The 26,310-nt window shown below is 66.5% G+C and carries 22 protein-coding genes and 1 riboswitch; of the genes, 11 read left to right on the top strand and 11 right to left on the bottom strand.

Going from position 1 to position 26,310, the window contains the following annotated elements; genetic code table 11:
- The first annotated feature begins 55 nt into the window (after positions 1-55).
- Positions 56-757, top strand: coding sequence for an alpha/beta fold hydrolase (locus ACZK5G_RS16830; protein ID WP_478466525.1), 702 nt, complete (start codon positions 56-58; stop codon positions 755-757).
- A gap of 9 nt (positions 758-766) precedes the next feature.
- On the opposite strand, the gene ACZK5G_RS16825 is transcribed toward ACZK5G_RS16830, so the two are convergent.
- Entirely contained in the window at positions 767-1,156 is a 390-nt protein-coding gene (locus tag ACZK5G_RS16825; RefSeq protein WP_329893309.1) for a hypothetical protein, read from the bottom strand.
- Between the two features lie 107 nt (positions 1,157-1,263).
- Between ACZK5G_RS16825 and ACZK5G_RS16820 the strand changes: the two genes are divergently transcribed.
- From ACZK5G_RS16820 to ACZK5G_RS16810, 3 genes are all read left to right on the top strand, one after another.
- Positions 1,264-1,986 (top strand): AraC family transcriptional regulator, encoded by a 723-nt coding sequence (locus tag ACZK5G_RS16820; protein ID WP_032127825.1) that lies wholly within the window; start codon positions 1,264-1,266, stop codon positions 1,984-1,986.
- 82 nt (positions 1,987-2,068) lie between these two features.
- The gene (locus ACZK5G_RS16815; protein ID WP_121504626.1) at positions 2,069-3,436 is read left to right on the top strand and encodes an amino acid permease; all 1,368 of its coding nucleotides are present in this window, start codon (positions 2,069-2,071) and stop codon (positions 3,434-3,436) included.
- A 103-nt stretch (positions 3,437-3,539) separates the two neighbouring features.
- Positions 3,540-3,950, top strand: coding sequence for a VOC family protein (locus ACZK5G_RS16810; protein ID WP_478464135.1), 411 nt, complete (start codon positions 3,540-3,542; stop codon positions 3,948-3,950).
- Between the two features lie 92 nt (positions 3,951-4,042).
- Here the strand turns inward: ACZK5G_RS16810 and gcvP are convergent, their stop codons facing one another.
- Entirely contained in the window at positions 4,043-6,910 is a 2,868-nt protein-coding gene (gene gcvP / locus ACZK5G_RS16805) for an aminomethyl-transferring glycine dehydrogenase (RefSeq protein ID WP_478464133.1), read from the bottom strand.
- A gap of 62 nt (positions 6,911-6,972) precedes the next feature.
- Positions 6,973-7,075, bottom strand: a riboswitch (glycine riboswitch).
- A gap of 315 nt (positions 7,076-7,390) precedes the next feature.
- Here gcvP and ACZK5G_RS16800 point away from each other — a divergent pair.
- The 3 genes from ACZK5G_RS16800 to ACZK5G_RS16790 all read left to right on the top strand — a co-directional run bounded on the left by ACZK5G_RS16800 (position 7,391) and on the right by ACZK5G_RS16790 (position 10,117).
- Positions 7,391-8,617 (top strand): multidrug effflux MFS transporter, encoded by a 1,227-nt coding sequence (locus ACZK5G_RS16800; RefSeq protein ID WP_049421272.1) that lies wholly within the window; start codon positions 7,391-7,393, stop codon positions 8,615-8,617.
- Positions 8,618-8,758: 141 nt separating this feature from the next.
- Positions 8,759-9,655, top strand: a complete 897-nt coding sequence (locus ACZK5G_RS16795) for a siderophore-interacting protein (protein ID WP_478464131.1) — start codon at positions 8,759-8,761, stop codon at positions 9,653-9,655.
- 69 nt (positions 9,656-9,724) lie between these two features.
- Complete coding sequence (locus ACZK5G_RS16790) at positions 9,725-10,117, top strand: hypothetical protein (protein ID WP_008265644.1); 393 nt, start codon at positions 9,725-9,727, stop codon at positions 10,115-10,117.
- Between the two features lie 119 nt (positions 10,118-10,236).
- Here the strand turns inward: ACZK5G_RS16790 and ACZK5G_RS16785 are convergent, their stop codons facing one another.
- The 4 genes from ACZK5G_RS16785 to ACZK5G_RS16770 all read right to left on the bottom strand — a co-directional run bounded on the left by ACZK5G_RS16785 (position 10,237) and on the right by ACZK5G_RS16770 (position 16,995).
- Positions 10,237-12,201 (bottom strand): M2 family metallopeptidase, encoded by a 1,965-nt coding sequence (locus ACZK5G_RS16785; RefSeq protein ID WP_111151353.1) that lies wholly within the window; start codon positions 12,199-12,201, stop codon positions 10,237-10,239.
- A gap of 565 nt (positions 12,202-12,766) precedes the next feature.
- The gene (locus ACZK5G_RS16780) at positions 12,767-14,416 is read right to left on the bottom strand and encodes a phosphoethanolamine transferase (protein ID WP_478464129.1); all 1,650 of its coding nucleotides are present in this window, start codon (positions 14,414-14,416) and stop codon (positions 12,767-12,769) included.
- Positions 14,413-15,180: a phosphatase PAP2 family protein gene (locus ACZK5G_RS16775; protein WP_071229549.1), complete on the bottom strand. Its 768-nt coding sequence runs from the start codon at positions 15,178-15,180 to the stop codon at positions 14,413-14,415. The genes ACZK5G_RS16780 and ACZK5G_RS16775 overlap by 4 nt, the downstream gene beginning before the upstream one ends.
- Before the next feature lie 111 nt (positions 15,181-15,291).
- Positions 15,292-16,995, bottom strand: coding sequence for an ArnT family glycosyltransferase (locus ACZK5G_RS16770; protein WP_285303557.1), 1,704 nt, complete (start codon positions 16,993-16,995; stop codon positions 15,292-15,294).
- A gap of 130 nt (positions 16,996-17,125) precedes the next feature.
- Here ACZK5G_RS16770 and ACZK5G_RS16765 point away from each other — a divergent pair, with 130 nt between their 5' ends.
- Positions 17,126-17,839, top strand: coding sequence for a response regulator transcription factor (locus tag ACZK5G_RS16765; RefSeq protein WP_032129861.1), 714 nt, complete (start codon positions 17,126-17,128; stop codon positions 17,837-17,839).
- Positions 17,826-19,112 (top strand): sensor histidine kinase, encoded by a 1,287-nt coding sequence (locus ACZK5G_RS16760; protein WP_478464127.1) that lies wholly within the window; start codon positions 17,826-17,828, stop codon positions 19,110-19,112. Before ACZK5G_RS16765 ends, ACZK5G_RS16760 begins: the two co-directional genes overlap by 14 nt.
- A 266-nt stretch (positions 19,113-19,378) precedes the next feature.
- Here ACZK5G_RS16760 and ACZK5G_RS16755 read toward each other — a convergent pair whose 3' ends face one another.
- A complete protein-coding gene (locus ACZK5G_RS16755) occupies positions 19,379-19,768 on the bottom strand; it encodes a VOC family protein (protein ID WP_049401346.1) in 390 nt (129 codons plus the stop codon).
- Between the two features lie 133 nt (positions 19,769-19,901).
- Here ACZK5G_RS16755 and ACZK5G_RS16750 point away from each other — a divergent pair, with 133 nt between their 5' ends.
- Positions 19,902-21,152 (top strand): DUF819 family protein, encoded by a 1,251-nt coding sequence (locus ACZK5G_RS16750; protein WP_049421249.1) that lies wholly within the window; start codon positions 19,902-19,904, stop codon positions 21,150-21,152.
- 204 nt (positions 21,153-21,356) lie between these two features.
- On the opposite strand, the gene ACZK5G_RS16745 is transcribed toward ACZK5G_RS16750, so the two are convergent.
- Both ACZK5G_RS16745 and ACZK5G_RS16740 read right to left on the bottom strand, forming a co-directional pair.
- A complete protein-coding gene (locus ACZK5G_RS16745) occupies positions 21,357-21,581 on the bottom strand; it encodes a YbdD/YjiX family protein (RefSeq protein WP_005410613.1) in 225 nt (74 codons plus the stop codon).
- On the bottom strand, positions 21,581-23,662 hold the full coding sequence (locus ACZK5G_RS16740; RefSeq protein WP_049401342.1) for a carbon starvation CstA family protein: 2,082 nt from the start codon (positions 23,660-23,662) through the stop codon (positions 21,581-21,583). Before ACZK5G_RS16740 ends, ACZK5G_RS16745 begins: the two co-directional genes overlap by 1 nt.
- Before the next feature lie 215 nt (positions 23,663-23,877).
- Here ACZK5G_RS16740 and ACZK5G_RS16735 point away from each other — a divergent pair, with 215 nt between their 5' ends.
- Positions 23,878-24,729 carry a pirin family protein gene (locus tag ACZK5G_RS16735; RefSeq protein ID WP_478464125.1) on the top strand — a complete coding sequence of 284 codons (852 nt, stop codon included), beginning with the start codon at positions 23,878-23,880 and terminating at the stop codon, positions 24,727-24,729.
- A 128-nt stretch (positions 24,730-24,857) separates the two neighbouring features.
- On the opposite strand, the gene ACZK5G_RS16730 is transcribed toward ACZK5G_RS16735, so the two are convergent.
- Positions 24,858-25,316, bottom strand: coding sequence for a hypothetical protein (locus ACZK5G_RS16730; RefSeq protein ID WP_032129855.1), 459 nt, complete (start codon positions 25,314-25,316; stop codon positions 24,858-24,860).
- A gap of 196 nt (positions 25,317-25,512) precedes the next feature.
- Positions 25,513-26,232, bottom strand: coding sequence for an aquaporin Z (aqpZ, locus tag ACZK5G_RS16725; RefSeq protein WP_032129854.1), 720 nt, complete (start codon positions 26,230-26,232; stop codon positions 25,513-25,515).
- Between the last annotated feature and the right edge of the window lie 78 nt (positions 26,233-26,310).

The raw sequence follows: 26,310 nt of genomic DNA, 5'->3' as shown, positions 1-26,310 counted from the left end.
GAGTGAAGCTGCAGGCGGGGAGCCGTGCGAAGAAACTTGATGGGTGATCAACGTGATGAATGCAGTGATGCTGCCGGTCGTGATGCTGCCAGGCCTGGATGGCACCGGCCTGCTGTCGGCGCACTTCGTAGAGGCGATGCAGGCGCGGGGCATGCAGATGCAGGTACTGCCGATGCCCGCGCAGGGGCCACAGGACTACACCACGTTGGCGTCGACTCTGCGCCCGCGGCTTCCTGCATCTCCCTTTGTGCTGTTGGCCGAATCGTTCGCCGGGCCACTGGCCATCGAACTGGCGGTGGCCGGGCAGCCTGGATTGCATGGGTTGGTACTGAGTACGACCTTCGCACGGCGGCCGGTACCGCTGCCTGCGGCGAGCGCACAGATACTGGCTCCAGCGTGGCCCTTGCCGCCACTCGCATTGATGGCCCGGTTGTTGCTGGGGCAATGGCGGACGCGCGCGAACCTGCATGAGCTGCGCCTCGCAATCGCGCAGGTGCCGGCTGCAACCCTGCGCCAGCGTGCTGCGGCGACGCTGCAGGTGGACGTTCGTGCACTGCTGCCGGAACTCGTGTTGCCGACGCTTTGCCTGCATGCCCAGCAGGACCGCCTGCTGTGGCCGCCCAGCGTGGCCGAGCTGCAGGCCTTGTTGCCCGATGCCCGCCATGTGTCGTTGCAGGGGCCACATCTGCTGCTGCAGGCGCGCGCTGATGCAGCTGCAGCCGAAGTTGCCGCGTGGATGAGGACGCTGTCGCCCTGATTGAAGGGCTCAGCCGCGCGCGCGGGTACGTGCTGCTTTCTTCGCCGCCACCTTGCGCACGGTCTTCTTCGCCGCACGGGTCTTCGCCGCCTTCTTTGCGGCAGCGCTGCGTGAGGCGGTGGTGCTGGCCTTCTTGGCCGTCGTCTTCTTTGCTGCCTTCCTCGTGGCCGCCTTGCGGGCCGGGGCCTTCTTCGCTGCTGCCTTCTTCGTAGCGGCCTTCTTCGCCACCTTGCGCCCACTGCCGCTGCGCTTGCCACCGCCATCCTGCTTGTTCACAGTGGCCCAGGCGATGCGCTCTGCGGTGCTTTCGCTGGCACCGCGCTCGCGCTCGCTCTCTTCGATGTGCTCGGCCTGGCGCTTCTGCTTTTCGGTATAGGCGGACTTGTCACCGCGGGGCATGGCCGGTTCTCCGGTGGGGGCTGGCCCCACGGTGGGCCTGGCGGCGTTAAGCGCAAGTCCCGCAAGGGTGATCGCACCGGCAAGGGCGCCTCGGCTATGCTTGCCCCATGCGAGTCGAGCCCGCCGACATCGAAGCCCTGTTCGACGCCATCCCGGATGTGCTGTTCTTCATCAAGGACCTTCAGGGGCGTTACACCCACGTCAACCAGACCATGCTGCGGCGGCTGGGTCTGCGTGCGCGCAAGGACGTGATCGGGCGTACTGCGGCCGAGATCTACCCGACCGGCCTCAGTGCGGACTACGTCGACCAGGACGCCCGCGTGCTGTCCGGTGAGGTGATCGAGAACCTGATGGAGCTGCACCTGTTCGCCAACCGCGAACCGGGCTGGTGCCTGACCTGCAAGCGCCCGCTGGTGGTCGATGGGGCCATCGAGGGCCTGATCGGCATATCCCGCGACCTTGGCCAGAAGGACAGCCTGGGCACCCAGTACGAGCAGTTACGGCTGGCTCTGGCCCACCTCAATGCGCACTACGCCGAGAACGTGCGCATGCAGACCCTGCTGGATATCACCGGTTTCTCGCTGTCCAAGCTGGAGCGCAGCTTCCGCAAGGTGTTCCAGATGACCCCGCAGCAGGTGCTGACCCGGCTGCGGATCCAGATGGCCATGCACCTGCTGCACGGCGACGACAGCATCGCCTGCATCGGCCAGGCCTGCGGTTTCAGCGACCAGAGCGCCTTTACCCGCAAGTTCAAGGCTGAAACCGGTTTCTCGCCGCGCGCCTACCGCGCCCGTATTGGTGGCAACGTCGGCGAGCCGGCGCTGGCCTGAGCCGCCTGCTGCGCTGTGCCTATCCCCGTGGGCACGGGACAGGGTAAGGTGTCGCCCCTGTAGCCCGCCGCCAGCCCCGCCGATGCCCAACTCGATTCCGACCGCTTCGCCGTCCCGCCTCGGACATTCGCTCAAGCCCCGCCAGCTGATCATGATGGGTCTGGGCAGCGCCATCGGCGCCGGCCTCTTCCTCGGCTCGGGCGTGGGTGTACAGGCGGCCGGCCCGGCAGTGCTGGTGTCGTATCTGGTCGCTGGTGCGCTGGTGATCATCGTGATGAACGCACTGGGCGAGATGGCGGCGGCCAAGCCGACCAGTGGCGCGTTCTCGGTCTATGCCGCTGATGCCATGGGAGCCACCGCCGGCGCCACCGTGGGCTGGCTGTGGTGGGTGCAGCTGGTGATCGTGATCGCCGCCGAGGCGGTAGGCGCGGCCGGGCTTCTTGCCACGGTCTGGCCGGCGATACCGGTACCGATGGCGGCGCTGGCCTTCATGCTGTTCTTCACCGCGATCAATCTGCTCGGGGTGAAGAACTTCGGCGAGTTCGAATTCTGGTTCGCCATCCTCAAGGTGGCGGCGATCCTGGCCTTCATCGCCATCGGTGTGGCGCTGCTGATGGGCTGGCTGCCGCAGGTGACCTCGCCGGGCCTGAGCAACTTCACCGAACACGGCGGCTTCGCACCGAAGGGCCTGGCCGGAATCGGTGCGGCGCTGCTGGTTGTCGTTTTTGCCTTTGGCGGTACCGAGATCGTAGCCGTGGCGGCGGCCGAAACCGAAGATCCCGAGCGCAGCATTGCTCGTGCCATCCGCACCGTGGCCTGGCGCATCCTGGTGTTCTACATCGGCTCGCTGAGCGTGATCATCGCTGTGGTGCCATGGACCAGCGAGGCACTGAAGTCGCCGTTCGCCGCCGTGCTGGATATCGCCCGAATCCCGGGCGCGGGTACAGCCATCACCCTGATCGCCGTGATCGCGCTGCTGTCGGCGCTCAATGCCAACCTCTACGGTGCCTCGCGCATGATGTATTCGCTGGCGCAGCGCCGCGAAGCGCCGGCCGTGTTGGGCTGGACCGATCCGCGCCAGGTGCCGGTGATCGCCGTGCTGGCCAGCGTGCTGTTCGGTTTCGCCGCCACGGTGATGGAGCTGCTGTTCCCGGACCGGGTGCTGCCGGTGCTGCTGAACATCGTCGGTTCCACCTGCCTGCTGGTGTGGACGCTGTCGCTGGTGTCGCAGCTGGTGCTGCGCCGCCGCGCGGATCGCCTGGGTACCCGCCTGCCGTTCCGCATGGCCGGCTTCCCGTGGCTGACCGTCTGTGCGCTGGCGATCCTGGCACTGATCTTCGGCCTGCTGCTGAGCGAGTCGCACACCCGCCTGCAGTTCCTGTCGATGGTGGCACTGACTGCCACGATCGCCGCCAGCAGCGCCATCGCCCGGCGCATGCGCGAGGCGTGACTGAAGCTGCCGGCCAGCGGCCGGCACTACCACGGGGGCTGCACATCCGCCGTGCCATCCTGATCGTGTGGGCCGTTCGCGGCCCGTCGACCAGGAGTACCGCATGCTGCGCAGCCGCCCCTTCCTGATGTTCACCGGCCAGGCCGAAGCGGCCCTGGCTCTGTATGCCGAGGCCTTCGCCGATTTCCGCCTGCTGGCAATGCAGCGCCATCCGGACGGCGCCGGTGCCGGCGTGCGCGGGCAGGTCCGCCAGGCCATCTTCCTGCTCGGTGGAACCCACTACCTGTGCTTCGACAGCCTGGACGTGCACGATTTCACCTTCTCACCGTCGATCTCGCTGTTCGTGGAGTGCTCCGGCGCCGAGCAGTTCGAGCGTGCCGCACGCGTGCTGGGTGAGGGCGGCCATTGGTTGATGCCGGTAGGCGACTATGACTTCAGCAACCGCTACGGCTGGGTGCAGGACCGCTTCGGCGTGTCGTGGCAGTTGAGCCTGGGGCAGATGCCGGATCCGTGATCGGATGTTTGTGGGTGTGGACCTTGGTCCATACGCGCTTATGAAAACGGCCCGCTTGCGCGGGCCGTTTTCTTTACCGATGCAGCGAGGAATCACGCCTCGACTTCATCATCCTTGTAGGCATCGACCGGGATGCAGGCGCACATCACGTTCTTGTCGCCGTACACGTTGTCCACGCGTGCCACCGGCGGCCAGTACTTCTGCAGCTTCAGGCTCGGCAGCGGGAACGCAGCCAGTTCACGCGGGTAGGCGTGGGTCCACTCGCTGGCGGTCACCGCGGTCGCGGTATGCGGCGCGTTCTTCAGCGGGTTGTCCTCGCGGTCCAGGCGGCCGTCTTCGATTGCGGTGATCTCTTCGCGGATCTGGATCATCGCGTCGATGAAGCGATCCAGCTCATGCAGCGATTCGCTCTCGGTCGGCTCCACCATCAGCGTGCCGGCCACCGGGAAGCTCAGGGTCGGGGCGTGGAAGCCGAAGTCGATCAGGCGCTTGGCCACGTCCTCGGCGCCGATGCCGCTGGTCTTCTCCAGCGGGCGCACGTCCAGGATGCACTCGTGTGCCACCAGGCCGTTGCGGCCGGTGTACAGGGTCTTGAAGTGCGGGGCCAGGCGCTTGGCGATGTAGTTGGCGTTGAGCTGCGCGACCTGGGTGGCCTTGCGCAGGCCGTCGCGGCCCATCATCGCGATGTACATCCAGCTGATCGGCAGGATCGAGGCGCTGCCGAAGCTGGCCGCGCTGACCATGCCGACCGGGCCGTTGTCACCCAGCTTGCCCGGCAGGAACGGGGCCAGGTGCTCCTTGACCGCGCACGGGCCGACGCCCGGGCCGCCACCACCGTGCGGGATGCAGAAGGTCTTGTGCAGGTTCAGGTGCGAAACATCCGAACCCCACTTGCCCGGCTTGGCCACGCCGACCAGGGCGTTCATGTTGGCACCGTCGGTGTACACCTGGCCGCCGTGCTTGTGGATGATCTCGCAGATCTCCACCACCTCTTCCTCGAACACGCCGTGCGTGGACGGGTAGGTCATCATGATCGCGGCCAGGCGGTCGCTGTACTTCTCGGCGTTGAGGCGGATGTCCTCGACGTCGACGTTGCCGTTGGCATCGGTCTTGGTCACCACCACCTTCATGCCGCACATCTGTGCCGAGGCCGGGTTGGTGCCGTGCGCCGAGTCCGGAATCAGGCAGATATCGCGATGTTCCTCACCGCGCGAGCGGTGGTAGGCGCGGATCGCCAGCAGGCCGGCGTACTCGCCCTGCGCGCCGGAGTTCGGCTGCAGGCTGACCGCGTCGTAGCCGGTGCATTCCACCAGCATCGCTTCCAGCGTGTCGATCAGTTCCTTGTAGCCCAGCGCCTGGTCGGCCGGCACCAGCGGGTGGATCTGCGAGAACTCCGGCCAGGTCACCGGAATCATCTCGGCGGTGGCGTTGAGCTTCATGGTGCACGAGCCCAGCGGGATCATCGTGCGGTCCATTGCCAGGTCCTTGTCGGCCAGCGAACGCAGGTAGCGCAGCAGCTCGTGCTCGCTATGGTGGGTGTTGAACACCGGGTGGGTCAGGAACGCGGACTGGCGCAGCAGGCCGGCCGGCAGCGCATCGGCAGTGCTGGCATCCAGTGCGTCGACGTCCAGCGAGGCACCGAACACGGCAGCCACGGCGACGATGTCGGCGCGGGTAGTGGTCTCGTCCAGGCTGATGCCGACCGAGTCGCTGTCGATCGCGCGCAGGTTGTAACCGGCGGCGCGTGCCTTGGCGTGGATCTCATCGGCATGCACGCCGGTGACATGCAGGGTGTCGAAGAAGTCACCACCGACCTGCACGCCGGCGTTGCGCAGCGCGGCGGCCAGGATCGAGGCCAGGCGATGGGTGCGGCGGGCGATGCGGGTCAGGCCGTCCGGGCCGTGGTAAACGGCGTACATCGAGGCCATCACTGCCAGCAGCACCTGTGCGGTGCAGATGTTGGACGTGGCCTTCTCGCGGCGGATGTGCTGCTCGCGGGTCTGCAGGGTCAGGCGGTAGGCCGGGTTGCCCTGCGCGTCGATCGAGACGCCGATCAGGCGGCCCGGCATCGAGCGCTTGTAGGCATCACGGCAGGCCATGAAGGCGGCGTGCGGGCCACCGAAGCCGAACGGCACGCCGAAACGCTGGCTGTTGCCGACCACGATGTCCGCGCCCCATTCGCCCGGAGCGGTCAGCAGGGTCAGGGCCAGCAGGTCGGTGGCCACGGCCACCAGGCCGCCGCGCGCGTGCACGGCATCGACCAGCGCCTTGTAGTCGCCGACCTGGCCGAAGGTATCCGGATACTGCAGCAGCAGGCCGAAGGCTTCCGCTTCCAGCGCTTCGGCCGGAGTGCCGACGCGCAGCACGATGCCCATGGGCTCGGCGCGGGTGCGCAGCAGCTCCAGGGTCTGCGGGTGCACGGCGTCGTGCACGAAGAAGGTGTCCGACTTCGACTTGGCCGAACGCTTGGCCAGGGTCATCGCTTCAGCAGCGGCGGTGGCTTCGTCCAGCAGCGAGGCGTTGGCGATTTCCATGCCGGTGAGGTCGGCGCACAGGGTCTGGAAGTTGATCAGCGCTTCCATGCGGCCCTGCGAGATTTCCGCCTGGTACGGGGTGTAGGCGGTGTACCAGGCCGGGTTTTCCAGGATGTTGCGCAGGATCACGTTCGGCGTGTGGGTACCGTAGTAGCCCTGGCCGATGAAGCTGCGCAGCACGGTGTTCTTGTCGGCGATCGCACGGATCTTCGCCAGTGCCTGCACTTCGGTCATCGATTCCGGCAGTGCCAGCGGCACCGGCGACTTGATCTTGGCCGGTACGATGGCATCGGTCATGCCATCCAGCGACGCGTGGCCGACGACATCGAGCATCTGCGCGATCTCGGCGTCGTTGGGGCCGATGTGGCGCTCGACGAACGCATTGTGGTGCTCGAGCTCACGCAGGGAAGGGGTGTTCTGGGACATGGCGAAGGATCCGTCAGGAAAGGGCACACGCACGGGCACAAGCCGCCGGTCGGCGGTCTGCGGGGCGCCCCTCTGTCCTTTTGCCTGAGAGTTTAAAAGCGCGGCGGACCGCAGCTTCGTGCCCCTTCGGCGCCGGATCGAACCGGTCTCTCCAGAGTTCTGTTACGGGTGGTATCGGGCCTGAGCGATTACGGGCGTTGCGCCTTCGGCAGCGGTGTTCCGCTTCTCCCACCGTGTTGCCCGCTGATTATAGCCCGTTGCGGGCCCGCCGGCCGCCTCCAGGCATGGCCGCCTCCAGGCATGGCCGCCGCGCCTGAATGGCCGATGGCCCGGCCGTGCGTTTTGTGCACCGCTGCATGGCATCGGGCGCAATCCCCACCTATGATGGGCGGATACCCGAATTCATCTGGCGCCGTCCCTGCAGAAGGGGACCGGCGCCCGCCGTGCGTGCCGCGCATGGCCCTGCCGGACGCCTTCCCCATGACCGCCGCTGTTGCTCCCTCCACCCGCCGCATGGCCCTGCTGCTCGCCGGTCTGGCCATGTTCGGTCCGTTCTCGATCGACACCATCTTCCCGGCGTTCCCGCAGCTGGCCCAGCGCCTGGCGGTGGACGAAGTGGCGGTGCAGCAGACCATCAGCGTGTACCTGCTGTTCTACGGCCTGATGAGCCTGGCGCACGGCCCGCTGTCCGATGCCTGGGGCCGCAAGTGGGTGATCCTCGGTGGCCTGGTGGTGTTCGTCGGCGCCTCGGTCGGCTGCGCGCTGTCCACCGACCTGACCACGCTGCTGGCGTTCCGCGCGCTGCAGGGCCTGTCGGCGGGTGTCGGCATGATCGTCGGCCGAGCGGTGATCCGCGACCTGTACCACGGCCATGACGCGCAGCGCCTGATGAGCCAGGTGTCGATGCTGTTCGGCATCGCCCCGGCCATCGCACCGATCATCGGTGGCTGGATCCTGCTCAGTGGTGCCGGCTGGCCGCTGATCTTCTGGTTCCTGGTGGTGTTCGGGCTGGTCCTGCTGGCGGCCACTGCACGCTACCTGCCGGAGACCCATCCGGTTGAAGCGCGCGTGCCGTTGTCGCCGCGCACGTTGATGCGTGATTACCTGCGCATCGGCTTCAACCCGCGCTTCCTGCGCCTGGCGCTGGCCGGCAGCATCGGCTTCGGTGGCATCTTCCTGTACATCTCCTCGGCGCCGGTGTTCGTGATGCAGCACCTGCATCTGGGCGAGGGCGGCTTCGCCTGGCTGTTCATCCCCACCATCGGCGGCATGACCACCGGTTCGTTCCTGTCAGGGCGCATGGCCGGGCACACCACGCCCACCCGCCAGGTCGCCATCGGTTTCGGCCTGTGCGCGCTGTCGGTGCTGTTGAACGTCGGCTACGTGGCGCTGGCCCCGCAGTTCGTGCTGCCGTGGGCGGTGCTGCCGATCTTCCTGGGCGGCATGGGCATGGCGTTGATCTTCCCGATCCTGGCGCTGGCGGTGCTGGACATGTACCCGCACCAGCGCGGCCTGGCCTCGTCGCTGCAGGCCTTCGTGCAGCTGATGATCAGCACCGTGGTGGCCGGCGTGGTATCGCCGCTGCTGAGCGCCAGCCCGCTGCACCTGGCGTTGGGCCAGGCTGCGTTCTTCGGTGCTGGTTTCGTGTTCTGGTACTGGGAACACCAGCGTGAACGTGCAGCGCAGGCAGTCTGCACGGGTCACTGAGCAGCGTGCAGGGGTAGGGCAGGCCGCGACGCCGGCAGCGCTTGCGACGGGAAACCACCGGACTAGGCTGGGCACTCCAGCCAGCCGGTGCACGGGTGCACGACAGCCAGCCAATCCGATGTCGTTGCATGAGGTTCCCCCATGGCTGCGCAGCAGACCTACCGCCTGTTCGAGGTGGCGCTGAAGGAGCGCCGCGTTCTCTCCCCTTCCCTGGACCGCATGGTGTTCACCGGTGCCGACGTGGCGCGGATGAAGACCGAAGGCCCGGACCAGCGGATCAAGGTGTTCTTCCCCTTGCCCGGCCAGGACCTGCCGCAGGTCCCCAGCGGCGAGGACTGGTACCCGCGCTACCGGGCGCTGCCGGATGATCAGCGCCCGCCGATGCGCACCTACACCATCCGCCAGCTGCGCGCCGAGCAGGGCGAGGTCGACGTCGATTTTGTCATCCACGGCGTGACCGGTCCCGCCTCGCGCTGGGCCATGCATGCCCGGCCGGGCGACCGCGTGGTGCTGCTGGCCCCGGATGCCGACTGCGCCGACAGCAGCGAGGGCTGGGAATGGAAGCCGCCGGCCGGCGTTGGTCAGGTGCTGCTGGTGGCTGACGAGACCGCGCTGCCGGCAGTGGCCGGCATTCTCGAGGAACTGGCGGCCATGGTGGATCCGCCGCGCACGCTGGCCCTGCTGGAAGTGGCGCAGGCCGGCGATGCGGTTCCCCTGAAGGCGCCGGCCACGGCCGAGCTGGTCTGGTTGCCGCGCGGGCAGGCGGCGTACGGGCAGCCCCTGCTGCAGGCAGTCCAGGCAAGGTTGGCTGCGGCCTCGGGTGTGGCTGCCGGTGATGCGCTGGAGGAGATCGACGTCGATACGCAGATCCTCTGGGAGCAGGCCGATAGCCGCGTGGCTGGGCCGCTGTACGCCTGGGTCGCAGGTGAGGCCGGGGCCGTGATGGCGATCCGTCGCCATCTGGTCCGTGATTGCGGGCTGGACCGCCGCGCGATCACCTTCATGGGGTACTGGCGGCACGGCAAAGTGCTGGACTGAGGCGACGTGAAGCAGCGCTGCGGGCGGGGTGCGCTATCCTTGCGCCCCCCTTCGCAGCGGTACCGCACCATGTCCACCAGTTCCAAGACCCGCCGCGACCAGCGCCGTCGCCAGGAAAAGCAGGCCGCCAACAAGGCCGCCGCGCAGGCATCGCCGGTGGAACCGCATGCCGAGCTGCGCGATGCGCAGCGCACCCTGCTGGCCGGTGTCGTGCGCCGTGACGGCGAATGGGTGCTGGGCATGGACGGCCGCATCGCTGGCCACAGCGAGAGCGCTGCGCAGGTGCTGGCGCTGATCATGCAGGCCGGTGAACTGCACGAGCGCAACGGCACGCCGGTGCGCCTGATGTACTCCGATGCGCTGCGCGATGCCGCGCAGGCCGAAGCGAAGGAGAAGGGCCAGACCTTCGAGGAATTCAAGGCCGAGCTGGCCGCAGCGATGGCCGCAAAGAAGAACAGCTGACAGGCATTTCGGTAGAGCCGGCCGCTGGCCGGCTGCCAGACAGATGTCCACCGTGCAGTTGCCGGCCAGCGGCCGGCACTACCGGAAAGGGGCGGATCCTTGCGGACCCGCCCCTTTTCTCATTTCGCCGCCGGGGCCGCGTTGGCCTGCCAGCCGCACATCTGGCCTTCGTTCTGCTGCTTCAGCCACTCGTTGACCGGGGTGAAGTACTCGATCATCGGGCCGGCATCGAGCTTGTCGGTGCCGGTCAGCTCCTTCAGCGTGGCCTGCCACGGCTGACTGGCACCCTTGCTCAGCATCGCCCAGTACTTCTGGCCGGCTTCCTTGTTGCCGTAGAAGGTGCACTCATGCAGCGGGCCCTTGTAGCCGGACGCGTCGCACAGGCCCTTGTAGAACTGGAACTGCAGGATGCGCGCCAGGAAGTAGCGGGTGTACGGGGTGTTGCCCGGCACGTGGTACTTCGCGCCCGGATCGAAGAACTCCTCGCCGCGGGTGCTGGCCGGTGCCACGCCCTGGTACTTGGCCTTCAGGTCCCACCACGCCTTGTTGTAGTTGTCGGCGGTGATCGAGCCATCGAACACGCCCCAGCGCCAGCGGTCGATCATCAGCCCGAACGGCAGGAACGACACGCCCGACAGCGCCATGCGCATCTGGTTGTTGATGACCGCTTCGCGGCTTTCGGTCGGCGCATCAACCAGGCCGATCGAGCTGAGGTACTTGGGCGTCATCGCCAGCACGATGGTGTCGCCGATCGCTTCATGGAAGCCATCGTTGGCACCGCCCTGGAACAGCGGCGGCAGCGGGTTGTAGGCCAGGTCGTAATAGATGTGGCCCAGCTCGTGGTAGATGGTGGTGAAGTTCTCTTCGTTCGGCTTGATGCACATCTTGGTGCGCACGTCGCCTTCCATGTTCATGTCCCAGGCGCTGGCGTGGCAGACCACGTCGCGGTCATCGGGCTTGATGAACTGGGTCTTTTCCCAATACGACTGCGGCAGCGACGGCATGCCCAGCGACACGTAGAAGTCCTGGGCGCGCTCGGTCATCTGCCTGGCGGTACGCAGTTCGGCCTCGCGCTGTGCCTTGTACTGCGCCGCTACGTTGGCATCCTTGCCGGCCTTGGCCAACGCCGCGCTCAGGTTGGTCTGGTACTGCTTTTCAAGCGCTGCAGTGATGTCCAGGCTGCCGGCACCCGGATACGGCTCCAGCTGGTCCCACAGATTCGACCAGTCCTGCTGCCACATGTTGCCCAGCAGGTGTGCGGCGATCAGGCCATTGCCCACTTCCGCCTTGTCCTTGCCGTAGGTCTTGTCCAGCTTGCCGCGTGCGTAGCAGTGCAGCTGCTCGTACATCGGCTTGACCTGTTCCCACAGGCGATCGGTTTCCGGGCCGATCTGCTCCGGCGGCATGTCGTAGCCGCTGCGCCACATCTGGCCGGCATCGGTGAAACCCATGCCCTTGGCGCCTTCATTCACCAGGCCGACGAACTTCTGGTAGTCGCCGCGCATGCTCTTGGTGGTGCTGTGCCAGCCCTGCCAGGCGTCGAGCTGCTTGTCGTAATCGCGGCTGCGCGCCAGCACCTGTTCCAGCTCGCCCAGCTGGCGGCAGGAGTTGGGATCGTTGGCATCGGTGCAGTACTTGCCGGCACCGTAGCTGCCTTCCATGCGGGTGGCGATCTGGGTCAGCTCGGCCAGCTTGGCCGGGTCACGCGGTGCCGGCATCGAGGACATCAGCTTCAGCAGGTGGATCGCGCGCTTGCTGTCCTCGCTCATCGGCTTGCCGTCGAACTTGGCGGCCTGTTCGATCCAGCTGTTGAGCTGGGTCAGCGAGCGCTCGTTGGCCTTGGCCGCGATGCGTTCCGAATCACTGTTGATGTAGGTGGAGGACAGCCACTGCGCCGAGGTCATCTCCGGGTAGGCGGCCTTGAATTCGGCATTGATGCGGGCCACGAACTGGTCGGCGGTTTCGCCGGCCGGGGCGCTGCTGCTGGCGGTATCGGTGCCTGGCGCAGCTTCCTTCTTGCAGGCGGCCAGGGCCAGCGTGGCGGCGGCGATTGCCGAGGCCAGCAGGAGATGACGGTGTTTCACGGGCGGTCCTTGGGTGGTGAACGACGGCCGAAGGCTAGTGGGCCGTCGCCGCCACCGCAAGTGGCGGAAGTCGGTTGGGTTCGGCAGGGCTGCGCCCTGCACCCGCCGAAGCAACGGCAAAGGCCGAAGCAACAGCAGAAGCGGGCGATCCGTGGTTTGGCGGGGCGGTGTGGACTTGCAGGACACGCCGTAAACCCGTCCATGGGGGCTCGATGGCGCCATCCATGGCGCCAACGGTCCTGCAAGCCCACACCGCCCCACCTCTGACAGTTCCCCGCGATCTGGTAGATCCACGCCATGCGTGGATGGAATCTGTCAGATATTCGAAATTGATCGATTGAGATTCAACAGGTCGCAGGAAACTGTCAAAGGCGGGGTGGGTCCGGTGGCGGGGGTGTCAGCCGCATGGATGCGGCTGCCAAGCCTCCAGGGACGGATTCACGGCGTCCCCCGCCACCGGACCCACCCCGCCATCCCACGGAATGCACGCTGTTGCTGTTGCTTCGGCCGTTGCGGTTGCAGTTGCCTCTGCAGGTGCAGGGCTGCAAGCCCTGCCGAACAACCCTCAACCCTCGCAGTTGGCGAACACGTCGCGGTCGCGCTCGTACAGCGAGGTCTTCACCTGCATCAGGCCCAGCACCGACGGGAACAGGTTGTCATGATCGGTATAGGCCGCCGAACGCTTGCGCAGGCACTGCAGGTCCAGCCCGCGGCTGCTGGCGAAGCCCTGCGAGAACCACATCGTCATCGGTACCCGGGTCTGCTCGGCCGGGGCGATGGCGTAGGGCACGCCATGCAGGAACAGGCCCTTCTCACCCAGCGACTCGCCGTGGTCGGACAGGTAGATCATCGCCGTGTCGTAGTCCTGCATGCCCTGCAGCGTACCGATGGTCTTGGTCAGGAAGTGATCGGTGTACAGCACGGCGTTGTCGTAACTGTTGGTGATCTCTTCGCGCGAGCAGCGGCCGATGTCGCGGGTATCGCAGGTGGGGGTGAAGCGGCGGAACGCGGGCGGGTAGCGCTCGAAGTAGGCCGGGCCGTGGTTGCCCAGCTGATGCAGCACCACGACGCGGTCGCCCGGCTTTGCACGTACCTGGGTGGCCAGGTCCTGCAGCAGGATTTCATCCATGCAGCGGCCGTCAGCGCACAGGCCCGGGGTGGTCGCATCGGACAATGACTGGAAGTCCAGGCCTTCGCACACGCCCTTGCAGCCGGACTGGTTGTCACGCCACAGCGGCGCGATACCGGCACGGTTCAATACGTGCAGCAGCGACTGGTGCGCGCGGATCTTCTTCTCGTCGTAGTCGTGCCGGCCCCATGGCGAGAACAGGCACGGCAGTGAAACCTCGGTGCTGGTGCCGCACGAGTGCATGTCCGGGAAATTGATCACGCTGGCCTGCGCCAGTTCCGGGGTGGTGTTGCGGCCACCGTTGAGCCCCCAGTTCTGCGCGCGCACCGTCTCGCCCATGACGATCACCAGCAGGCGCGGCTTGCTGGCCGGCGCGCGCGGGGTAGCCTTGGCATCGATGCCGATCGGCAGCTTCGGCGCGCGCTGCACCGGGTTGTCGCCGCGCAGTGCACGCGGCATGCCCAGCAGTACGTTGGCCGGTGTCGCGAGGTAGCGCACTTCGCGCTGGTTGCGCATCAGTGCCGAGACGTCCTGGAACGAGATCAACGCGCCGCCGACCGCAGTCACCGCCGCCACCACCAGGAAGCCGAGGCGCCACAGCAGGTTGCGGCCCCAGCTGCGGCGACGCAGCTGCACACGCCACAGCACGATCATCGGCAGCACCGCCAGCAGCAGTACCGGCCACAGCAGTGACACGGTCATCAGCTCGCGGCTTTCCTTGGGATCGGTCGCCAGCACGTTGCGCAGCATGTCCGCATCCAGGTAGATGTGGTAGCGGCTCATGTAATGCGCAGCGAATGCGGTCACCAGCAGCAACAGGCTGATCACCACCTTGGCGTTCCAGCGCCAGACCAGGATGCCCAGCAGCACGCCGTGCGCACCCAGCAGCAACAGCAGCAGCGACAGCGCGTAGCGCAGGCTGCCCGGATGGCTGGCCATCGCGCTGTGCCAGAACAGGCCATTGCCTGCCACTGCGAAGAACAGGCTGGTCAGTGCGATCAGTGCTTCGGTGGACAACTGCGGCCGCCAGCGGCGAAGGTTCGCCAACGCGGGAAGGCGGGCGGGGCGTTGGACCGATGCACTCATGCGTTTGCCTCCTGGCGGTGGGGACGGTCCAGCTGACGGCGGGCCAGGACGCGTTTGACGATCAGATACAGGCCCAGCGAAAGCAGCCAGCAGATCAACGCAGTAGCAACGTCATGCGAAAGGAAATGCGCGCCCCGCAGCTGCTGGCTGACGCCGAATACCAGGCCGGTGCCAAGGCCGATCCACAACCCGGCCCAGCGCCATGAAGGGCGCCACAGCAAGGCGAAAAAGTACAGGGACAACCATGCATAACCTGCGCTGGCGTGGCCGGCCGGGAAGCAGGCCTGCGCGGCCATGCCTGCGGGGCGCGCCGTGAAAAGCCCGATGAACGGCTGGTGGCCGCCGTAGCGCAGCAGGTCCCAGGGGCATTCCATCGGCACCAGCGACTTCAGCAGGGAGATCACACCTGTGCCCAGGGCCATGGCAATCACGACATAAAGCAGCGCCCACCGCAGGGTGCGATCGCGACCCTTTCGCCAGTGGTGGAAGCACAGCAGGATCGCCACGAGCGCAGCAGCCGTGCTCAGCCACTTGCCGGCCTTGTGCACCACCGTGCGGGTGACCCAGGCGTCCTGTAGCGCCCAATGGCCACCCTCAAGGCGGAACAGGTGATCGGCCACCCATTGGTCGCCGCCGAAACCCATCAGCAGCGTAAACACGGGCAGACCAATTGCGACAGGCAGCCAGAGGTGAGTTACGGCGAATTTTGACGCCAGTGGCGATGTCGCAAGCGGCGCTACCGAATCAAGGGGACGGACGGGCATGCTGGGAAAGGGCGGGTCGGGAATCCGCGGCCATGCTCGTCACCTGGATGTCGGAGAAGGGTCGGACGCTCGTTCGTGCCGGGTTAATGCTTGTCCGGCACGTGTCAGCGTTCAGTCTTCTTCGGCGGTCGCGCCGGCCCGTTCGGCGTGGCATTCCGCGTCCCACGCGGTACCGGGAAGCAGTTGCCAGCGATTCCTGTTGGCAATACCGATATCGATCACCTTGCCCGGGTCCACGCACGGGCTCATCGCATCGTCCAGCACCAGCAGCCAGCGCTTGCCCGGTGCCTCGGCCAGCCACGGGCCGGCGTCGTGCCACTGCTCGGCCCAGGGCCGCTTGAAGCCGAACTCGCGCACCGGCCGGTCGGCCTGCAACAGGTTCTGCTCGCGCCAGGCCACCAGCGCCAGTTCGGCGTCGGGTCCGATCCGCGCGCCCACCCGGCGCATCAGTGCCGACGCCGAAGCGAAGGGGTCCAGTGCAGGCATCAGCACCAGGCCGTAGAGCATCCACAGCATGCCGTGGGTCAGCAGTACCAGCGTCGCGGCACGGCGTACCCGCAGCCACACGATCAGCGTGGCCAGGGCAATGGCGAAGGTCAGCAGGCCATCGCCCAGCACCGGCAGCAACGTCTCGGGCATGGCGCGGCGTTGCAGTTGCGCCAACGCCCATGGGTGCTCGGTCATCAGCATCACGCCGAGTACGCCGGTGGCCAGCATCAGCACCACGCTGTAGCCGAACAGGTAGCGGCGCACGCACACGCGGCGCAGCAGGCCGGGCAGCAGCGGCGCCACGGCCAGTGCCATCGCCGGCAGCATCGGCAGCAGGTACACCTCGCGCTTGCCCGGGCTGGCACTGAAGAACACCAGTACCAGTACGGCCCAGCCCAGCAGCAGCCACTGGCGGCGATCGCCACGACGGATGCGGCGCCACCAGGGCTTGAACAGCATCGGCAGCAGCAGGCTGCCCGGCAGCCACAGGGTCAGGATCACCTGCAGGTAGTACCAGGCCGGCTGCCGGTGGTGCCAGGCATTGGCGTAGCGGGTGCCGGTCTGCTTGAACAACAACTCGTGCGCGTAGGCCTGCAGTTCGGCGCTGGGCGTATGCAGCAGGGCCCAGCCCAGCGGCGCCAGCCACACGCCCACGCCCAGCAGGAACGCCGGGATCAACCACAGCAGCGTTGCCGGGTGCGGACCCTCCACACGGTGCCCGCGACGGCGTTGGTACAGCCACCAGCCGAACCAGGGCAGCACCAGCAGCAGCGGCAGGAAACCCACGCCCTTGGTCACCGTGCCGACACCGGCGGCGAAACCGGCCAGCCACAACGCGGGCAGGTTGCGACGTTCGCACAGGTGCCGCATCAAGCCCCACAGGGCGACGGTGGTCATCCCCACCAGCACCATGTCGATCTGCGCACGCTTGGCCATCAGCCCGAACTGCAGCGTGCAGAACAGCGCCGCGAGGGCATAGATGGAATGCCGCGGCGACCACAGCCGCCGTGCCAGATCCGACACCAGCCACAGACTCAGCAGGGCGCCCAGCAATGACGGCAGCAGGAACGACCATTGCCAGCTGCCGACCACCTCGTAGGCGGCCGCCTGCAGCCACATGAACACCGGTGGTTTCTCGGCATACAGCTCGCTGCCACGATGCGGCAGCAGCCATTGCCCGCTCTCGACCATGGTCCGTGCGGCCAGCACGAAGCGCGGCTCGTCCGGTGGCTGCGGCTGCCGAAGGCCGATGCCCGCTGCCAATGCAGCAATGATCAGCAGCCACAACAGGGGCAGGCGCCAACGGCGGGGCAGGGCTACGGGCACGGCAGGCTCCGGGAGCAAAACGGCCATTCTGAGGTGGCGGGGGTGGGAAAAGCGTCAGAAGGGGGCGGGACGACCGCATTCCGACATGGGCGGCGCTACCATGGTACGAACTTCCGTGGATGTTTCGTGCATGCGTCTGTTGGTGATCGAGGACAACCGCCAGCTGGTGGCCAACCTGTTCGACTATTTCGAGTCGCGCGGGCATGTGCTGGACGTGGCCCCGGATGGCATCACCGGCCTGCACCTGGCCGGCAGCCACCCCTACGATGCGGTGATCCTGGACTGGATGCTGCCGCGCATGGAGGGACCGGAAGTGCTGCGCCGGCTGCGTGCCGAGCACGCGTCGGAGGTGCCGGTGATCATGCTGACCGCGCGCGATGAACTGCCGGACAAGATCGCCGGTTTCCGCGCCGGTGCCGACGACTACCTGACCAAGCCGTTCGCCCTGCCCGAGCTGGAGGTGCGGCTGGAAGCGCTGCTGCTGCGTGCGCAGGGCCGCAACCCGCGCAAGCGCCTGCAGGTGGGCGACCTGGTGCTGGACCTGGCGACGCTGGAGGCCCAGCGTGAGGGCCAGGTGCTGCACCTGTACCCGGCCTGCCGCAAACTGCTGGAAGTGCTGATGCGGGCCAGCCCGGGTGCGGTGACGCGACAGCAGCTGGAGTTCGCCCTGTGGGGCGACGAGCCGCCGGATGGCGACCTGCTGCGTTCGCATGTCTACGAGTTGCGTCGCAGCGTTGACGGTCCGTTTGCCGAGAAGCTGATCCACACCCTGCCGCGTGTGGGTTACCGGTTGGCGGTAGTGGAGGGTGCCGACGCCGGCAGGAATGCTGATGAGGGCGCGTAAGCCGGGGCCGTTGTACCGGCGCGTGGTGTGGTGGTTGCTGGGCTATCTGGCGCTGCTGTCGATCGCGGTGTTCAGCGTCGGCAACTACGTGCACGAGCACGCCGAGCATGCTGCCTGGCGCGCGCTGCTCAACTCCGAGCTCGACAGCATCGTCGAGCATGTCGAGCACGAACCGCACTATCGCTGGCAGGATTCGGACACGCTGAGCCTGTACCGCTTCGACGCGGTCAACCTTCCCGATAGCCTGCGTACCCTGCATCCAGGGCTGCACGACGGCGTAATGGTCAAGGGCCGCGAGACGGCGGTGATGGTGCGTGAAACCCAGTCGATGGGACGGGTCGCGCTGGTACTGGACATCTCCGACTTCCATGACCTGGAACAGTTCGCCACGCGCTGGGTGATGCTGGCCGGGGTGATCATGATCTTCGTTACCGTGCTGATGGCTTCGTTCGGCATGGAGCGGATGGTGCGTCCGCTGAGCCTGCTGGCACAACACATCGCCGCGCTCAGGCCGGGCGTGCAGGGGCAGCGCATCGAGGTCGACCCGCGCGGCAGCTCAGAGCTGCACACCATTGCCAATGCGCTGAACGATTACCTGGACCGCAACGAGCAGTTCGTCGAACGCGAGCGGGTCTTCATCAGCACCGCCAGCCACGAATTGCGCACGCCGATTGCGGTGATGACCGGTGCCGCCGAACTGGCGCTGGAACAACCGGGCCTGCCCGAGCGCGCGCGCCAGCAGATGCAGCGGGTACTGCGCACCGCGCAGAGCGTGGAGCAGCTGATCGAACTGCTGCTGGTGCTGGCGCGTGATCCGGCGCGACTGGCGGCGCGTGCCGAGCGCATCGCGCTGGACCAGCTGCTGCCGGAGATCGTCGACGACCATCGCCACCTGCTGGGCGACAAGGACCTGAGCATCGGCATCCAGGCCGCACCGGTGGACATCATCGCGCCGCTGGCGGTGGTGCAGGCAGCGATCGGCAACCTGCTGCGCAACGCCATCGAGAACAGTGGCCGTGGCCACATCGAATTGCGCCTGAGTTCGTCGGCGGTGCTGACCCTACAGGACCCGGGACATGGCATGAGCCCGGAAGAGATCGCGGCGATCCATGCGCGGATGGCCCGTGGCGAACGCGCCGATCGTGGCGGCGGCATCGGACTGGATCTGATCGCGCGGCTGTGCGAGCACCTGGGCTGGACCCTGCAGTTGCAGCCCTGCGAGCCGCGTGGCACGCGTGTCACGCTTGATTTCGGTGCCTCGCGACCGCGCTGATCCGGCCGTTCGTGTAAATGCCAACCTTGGTTGGCATGCCGTTCGTCGACCAAGGTCGACGCCTACCCAGGCGGTGGCTGTCCGTGTCCTGGTAGATGCCAGCCCTGGTTGGCATGCCCTGGCGGTGGCTGGCCGTGCTCTGGTAGATGCCAACCTTGGTTGGCATGCCCCGGCGGTGGCTGGGCGTGCTCTGGTAGATGCCAACCTTGGTTGGCATGCCGTTCGTCGACCAAGGTCGATGCCCACCCAGGCAATGGCTGTCCGCTTCAACGCCCGTTCGGTCGCGCCACGTGCTGGTCGATCAGGATCACGTTGCCGTCGGGATCGGCCAACTGCAGATAGCCCGTACCCTGGCCATCAGGATCGGTGCGGACCGCCAGTTCGATGCCCCTGGTATCCAGCTCTGCCTGCAGCTCACGCACATCCTGGAAGTGGGGCAGTTCCTGCTTGTGCTGGTCCCAGCCGGGGTTGAAGGTCAGCAGGTTGCCCTCGAACATGCCCTGGAACAGCCCGATCACCGTGCCGTTGCTGCGCATCACCAGCCAGTTCTGTGCCGGATCGCCGCCGGTGACCGAGAAGCCCAGGGCTTCGTAGAAGGCACGGGAGGCCGCGAGATCCTTCACCGAGAGGCTGACCGAAAAGGCACCAAGCTGCATGAGTGGGCTCCCTGACGGGATGGGGGGTGTCGGCACTGCAGCATGACCGGGCGTGAAGACAATGTTAATCTCGATCTGCGCCGCCTTATGCGGCGCTTTTTTTTCTCCGCTCTTTCGATCGACAGAGGATCCCATGCCGACCGAACCCGCTACTGCCCTGATCAGCAACGATATCGTTGGACTGGGCCTGATTGCCGCCACCCTGGCCCTGATCTTCTGGGCCGCCAGTGGTCCAACCCCGCTGCTGAAGAAGATCTTCGCCTGGGTGCCGGCCCTGCTGCTGTGCTATTTCATCCCCGCCGTCTACAACACCGCCGGTGTCATCGATGGCCACAACACCTCGCTGTACAACCCGGTCGCGCGTGACGTGCTGCTGCCGGCCGCGCTGGTCCTGCTGACCCTGTCGATCGACCTGAAAGGCGTCATCAAGCTCGGCCCGAAACTGCTGATCGTGTTCTGTGCCGGTACCGCCGGCATCATGCTCGGCGCCATCGTTTCGTTCCAGCTGATGAAGCTGATCCATCCGGAAACCGTGGCCGGTGATACCTGGGCCGGCATGGCGGCGTTGGCCGGCAGCTGGATCGGTGGCGGCGCCAACATGGTCGCCATGCGCGAGGTGTTCGGCACCGATGCCACCACCTTCGGCCAGTTCGCGGTGGTTGACGTGGCCTGTGCCAGCCTGTGGATGGCGATCCTGCTGTTCCTGGCCAACCGCGCACAGCAGATCGACACCCGCAATGGTGCCGACACCCGTGCCATCGACGAGATGAAGGCGCGCATCAGTGCCTACGAGGCGCAGAACGCGCGTATTCCCAGCATGACCGACCTGATGGTGATCGTTGGCGTGGCACTGGGCGGCGTTGGCCTGGCCCATGCCATCGCCGCGCCGCTGGCAGGCTGGTTCAAGGCCAATGTCAGCTGGGCCAGCCAGTTCAGCCTGGACAGCCAGTTCGTCTGGGTGATCCTGCTGTCCACGGCGATGGGCCTGGGCCTGAGTTTCACCCGTGCGCGCCGGCTGGAAGCGGCAGGCGCTTCGCGGCTGGGCACGGTGTTCCTGTACTTCCTGATCGCCTGCATCGGCATGCAGATGAACCTGCTGTCGCTGCTGGATCGGCCGTGGCTGTTCCTGCTCGGCGCGATCTGGATGGCTACGCATGTGCTGGTGCTGTGGGTAGTGGCCAAGCTGCTGCGCGCGCCGCTGTTCTTCTTCGCCATTGGTTCGCAGGGCAACATCGGCGCAGCCGCTTCGGCCCCTGTGGTGGCGGCGGCGTTCCATCCGACGCTGGCGCCGGTGGGCGTGCTGCTGGGTACGGTGGGTTATGCCACCGGCACGGGCCTGGCCTACGTCACCGGCCTGATCCTGAAGTGGATGGCCACCGGCTGAGTTCGGACCGCCCTGGCGTCATGCTTCCGTAGATCCACGCCATGCGTGGATGCATTTCATGGGTCTCCATGAACAAGGAAGGGGTCAGATCCGTTTCCCGGAGGAAACGGATCCGACCCCGGACTCAACTCGATATCTGCCAGGCTTCATCCACGCATGGCGTGGATCCACTCAACGTCACTCGAGCGCTGTTGAACCGGACCCTCAACAGCAGCGGCCACCGTTGCGTCCGCCATAACGCGCTTCCTGGCGCTCGCGGAAGAACGTCTTGTAGTCCATCGGCTCCTGGTCCGGATGTTTTTCCAGCATGTGCCGGACGTAGTTGTCGTAATCAGGAATGCCACAGCACAGTCGTGCGGTCTGCACCAGGCGCCGCCAGATGCGGCGGTGCGCCTGGTACTGGCCGGCGGGAACCAGTTGGGTACTCATCACAGATCCACCATTTCATGCGGCTTCAGCGCCACGTACGGGGTCTCGCGGTCGGTACGCTGCGGGTTGCGGCGTGCAGCCAGGATGGTCTTGATCGAATACACCAGCACCGCGCCCACCACCAGCAGGAACAGCGCGGTCAGGCCGGTGTTGACGTAGGCGTTGACCACGATCTGCTTCATCTGCGCCACCGACTTGGCCGGTGCGGTGATCGTGTCGCTGGCGAGCGCGGCCTGGAATTTGTGCGCCTGGGCCAGGAAGCCCTGTGCCGGGTTGCTGTCGAAGATCTTGATGAAGCCGGCGTAGGTGGTGCAGATCAGCAGCCACACCGCCGGTACCGCAGTCACCCATGCATAGCGGTCACGCTTCATCTTGAACAGCACCACCGTGCCCAGCATCAATGCGATGCCGGCCAGCATCTGGTTCGAGATGCCGAACAGCGGCCACAGCGTCTGGATGCCGCCGAACGGATCGACCACGCCGGTGTAGAGCAGGTAGCCCCACAGCGCCACGCAGCCGGCGGTACCGATGATGTTGGCGGTCCACGATTCGGTCTTCTTCAGGGCCGGCACGAAGTTGCCCAGCAGGTCCTGCAGCATGAAGCGGCCCGCACGGGTACCGGCGTCCACCGCGGTGAGGATGAACAGCGCTTCGAACAGGATCGCGAAGTGGTACCAGAACGCCATCATCGCGTCGCTGCCACTGGGAATCGCTTCGTGCAGGATCTGCGCGATGCCTACCGCCAGTGTTGGCGCGCCACCTGCACGATGCAGGATGGTGGGTTCACCAATGGCCGCCGCGGTCGCGGTCAGCTGCTCGGGGGTGATGGTGAAGCCCCAGGTGTTGGTGATGTAGTGCGCGGCCGAGGCCGCATCGGCACCGATCACCGCCGCCGGGCTGTTCATCGCGAAATAGATGCCCGGATCGATGATCGAGGCCGCCACCAGCGCCATCACCGCGACGAACGATTCCATCAGCATGCCGCCGTAGCCGATGTAGCGCATGTGCGCTTCATTGGCCAGCAGCTTCGGCGTGGTGCCGGAGGAAATCAACGCGTGGAAGCCGGAGACCGCACCGCAGGCGATGGTGATGAACAGGAACGGGAACATGCCGCCCTTCCACACCGGACCGTCGCCGCTGGCGGCGAACTGGGTCAGCGCCGGCATCTTCAGTTCCGGCATCACCACCAGGATGCCGATGGCCAGCGCGATGATGGTGCCGATCTTGAGGAAGGTCGACAGGTAATCACGCGGGGCCAGCAGCAGCCACACCGGCAGCACCGAGGCGACGAAGCCGTAGCCGATCAGCATCCAGGTGATCTGGGTGCCGGTGAAGGTGAACGCCGGGCCCCAGACCGGGTCGGCGGCGACCTTGCCGCCGTACCAGATCGCGGCGAGCAGCAGGATCAGGCCAACCACCGAGATCTCGCCGATCTTGCCGGGGCGGATGTAGCGCATGTACACGCCCATCAGGATCGCGATGGGCATCGTCGCAATCACCGTGAACATGCCCCACGGGCTTTCGGCCAGCGCCTTGACCACCACCATCGCCAGCACTGCCAGGATGATGATCATGATCAGGAACGCACCGAACAGCGCGATGGTGCCGGGCACCTGGCCCATCTCTTCTCTTACCAGGTCACCCAGCGAGCGGCCATTGCGGCGGCTGGACAGGAACAGGACCATGAAGTCCTGCACCGCGCCGGCCAACACCACGCCCACCACCAGCCACAGCAGGCCGGGCAGGTAGCCCATCTGCGCGGCCAGCACCGGGCCGACCAGCGGGCCGGCGCCGGCAATGGCGGCGAAGTGGTGGCCGAACAGCACGTGTTTGTTGGTCGGGACGTAGTCCAGGCCATCGTTGTTGATCACCGCCGGGGTGGCCCGGGTCGGATCCAGCTGCATCACCTTGTTGGCGATGAACAGGCTGTAGAAGCGATAGGCGACGAGGTACAGCGACACCGCCGCGACGACGATCCACAGGGCATTGATGTGTTCGCCGCGGCGCAGCGCCACGGTACCCAGACAGAACGCGCCGAGCAGAGCGAGTACCGCCCAGCCCAGTTTGGAAAACCCTTTCATGAGGTGCTCTCTCCCGGAAAGACAGACAAAGAGTCCTGCTTGCCCACGACAGGGTCAATTGGCACAGGACGAATCGGCGGTAGTACTTTGGTCGTACGGCGGCTGCGCTGACGTGCAGCGAACATCAGGGATGGAACAATCGGTTGCGGAGCCATCCATTGGCCTACGGCCGTGTGGCGTCCATCTTCAGTGGCACCCATCCAACAGGAGTCGCCATGAGCTTTCCCGAACCGGTCCGCGTACTGCGCACCATCCGTGGCATGCCCACCTCCGACGGTGCCGGCGTGCGCCTGACCCGCGTCATCGGCGGCCCGACGCTGCCCGACCTGGATCCGTTCCTGCTGCTTGATGAGTTCGGTACCGACCGCGCCGAGGACTACATCGCCGGCTTCCCGGAACACCCGCACCGTGGTTTCGAGACCGTCACCTACATGCTCGACGGGCGCATGCGGCATCGCGACAACCATGGCAACGAAGGCCTGCTGACCCCGGGCAGCGTGCAGTGGATGACCGCTGGCCGTGGCCTGGTGCATTCGGAGATGCCCGAGCAGGAAAGCGGGCAGATGCGCGGGTTCCAGCTGTGGGTGAACCTGCCGGCGAAGGAGAAGATGACCGAGCCGAAGTACCAGGAATTCGCACCCGAGCGCATTCCCGTGGTGCACCCGGAGCCGGGCGTGGATGTGAAGGTGATTGCCGGCAGCGTGGACGGCACCGATGGCCCGATCGTGCAGCCGGCCACCGATCCGCTCTACCTCGACATCACGCTGGCGCCCGACCGGGCCTGGAGCTATGCGCTGCCGGAGGGGCACAACGCGTTCGCCTACGTGTTCGAAGGTGCGATGACCGTGGGTGAGCAGGACGCCGCGCGCGACGTTGCACGCCAGGAACTGGCGGTGCTGGGCGGTGGCGAGCAGTTGCACCTCTCGGCCGGCAGCGAAGGTGCGCGGTTGATCCTGGTGGCTGGCCGTCCGCTGCGCGAACCGGTGATGCGCCACGGGCCGTTCGTGATGAACACGCGGCAGGAACTGATGCAGGCCTTCGTCGATTTCCAGGAAGGCAAGTTCTGAGAGAGTGCCGGCCGCTGGCCGGCAGCAGCCTCGGACAAAGGCGGATCGGGGTGCCGGCCAGCGGCCAGCACTACCGTCGGATCGGCTCGCATTGCGGGGATGCTGCCAGGCAGTCATCCCCGTCACCTTCAGCGCCCCGCGGCCACGGCCGACGGAGTCAGGCTCATGCCCTGCGCCAGCTGCTGCAGCGAGCCCAGTTCCTGCGCGCTGTCCGGATACAGCGAAATCTGCGCGTAACGCCCTTTGTCGAGCTTGACCACACTGATGCGACGCTCGGCATAGCCGGGCGGCTGCTGGCCACCCAGATCGGGCTGGTACCAGTACAGCGATTCACCGCCGAAGCTGCCCTTTTCCTGGCGCAGCGAGCGGTTCAATGGAAGGTTGGGATCGCGCGCACTGAGCATCAGGCTCAGTACCTCGCGGCCATCGCCGGTGCTGGCGCGGCAGACCAGGAAATCGGCCTGTGCCTGCTGTTGCCACTGCAGGCCGCTGCTGGCCGGCAATGAAGGACATTCGGTGGGAGCCTGCGCGGCGGCCTGGGCCACCGCGAACAGCAGGCTCGACAACACTACAGGCGCGAACTTCATGCATCCCCCAAGGTGGTGTGTCGTTGGCTCCGCCGGATGGACCGGCAGCCTTGGCATCCCATCCCCGGATGCCGCCCCGGCCGGCATGTGCACGGACGGTCAACTCAACCTTAACGGAACGTGAGCGATCGCACAAATCGCGGTTACACGCGTAACCATTGCGGCCGATGGTCGGCCGCAATGGTCCGCACAGGCCTCAGCGGTCGTTGCCGATCCACTTGTAGATGATGCCGCCGATCGCGCCGCCCAGCAGCGGGGCGACCCAGAACAGCCACAGCTGGCTGACCGCGCCGCTGCCGGCGAAGAAGGCCACCGCCGTGGAACGGGCCGGGTTCACCGAGGTGTTGGTGACCGGGATGCTGATCAGGTGGATCAGGGTCAGCGACAGGCCGATCGCCAGCGGGGCGAACCCGGCCGGTGCCTTGCCGTGGGTGGCGCCCATGATCACGATCAGGAACACGGCGGTCAGCACCACTTCGCACAGGAAGGCCGCGGCCACGCTGTAGCCGCCGGGGGACAGCGCGCCGTAGCCGTTGCTGGCGAATGCACCGGCCTGGCTGCCATCAATGGCGAAGCCGCTGGCGCCCGATGCGATCTGCAGCAGGATGAAGCCGGCCAGCAGGCCGCCGGCGACCTGGGCGATGATGTACGGGATCAGGTCCTTGGTCGGGAAACGACCGCCGGCCCACAGGCCGACACTGACCGCCGGATTGAAGTGCGCGCCGGAGATATGGCCGAACGCATAGGCGCCGGTCACCACGGTCAGGCCGAAGGCCAGCGCAACGCCGAGGAAACCGATACCCAGCGGATTGCCGTCACCGCCGAACTTGGCGGCCAGCACGGCACTGCCACAGCCACCCAGAACCAGCCAGAACGTGCCGAGGAACTCGGCGGACAAGCGTTTACCCATGCTCATGTGTTGCACTCCTTTGACGGTCGAAAGTGTGATTTATGTCACATTTCAATGATCAGCGGGTGACTGTAGTGTCAACGC

Source organism: Stenotrophomonas sp. 62841_Sma (genome assembly GCF_056482945.1).
Note: the sequence above shows the minus strand (reverse complement) of the source record. Positions and strands in the feature narration are given on the sequence as shown.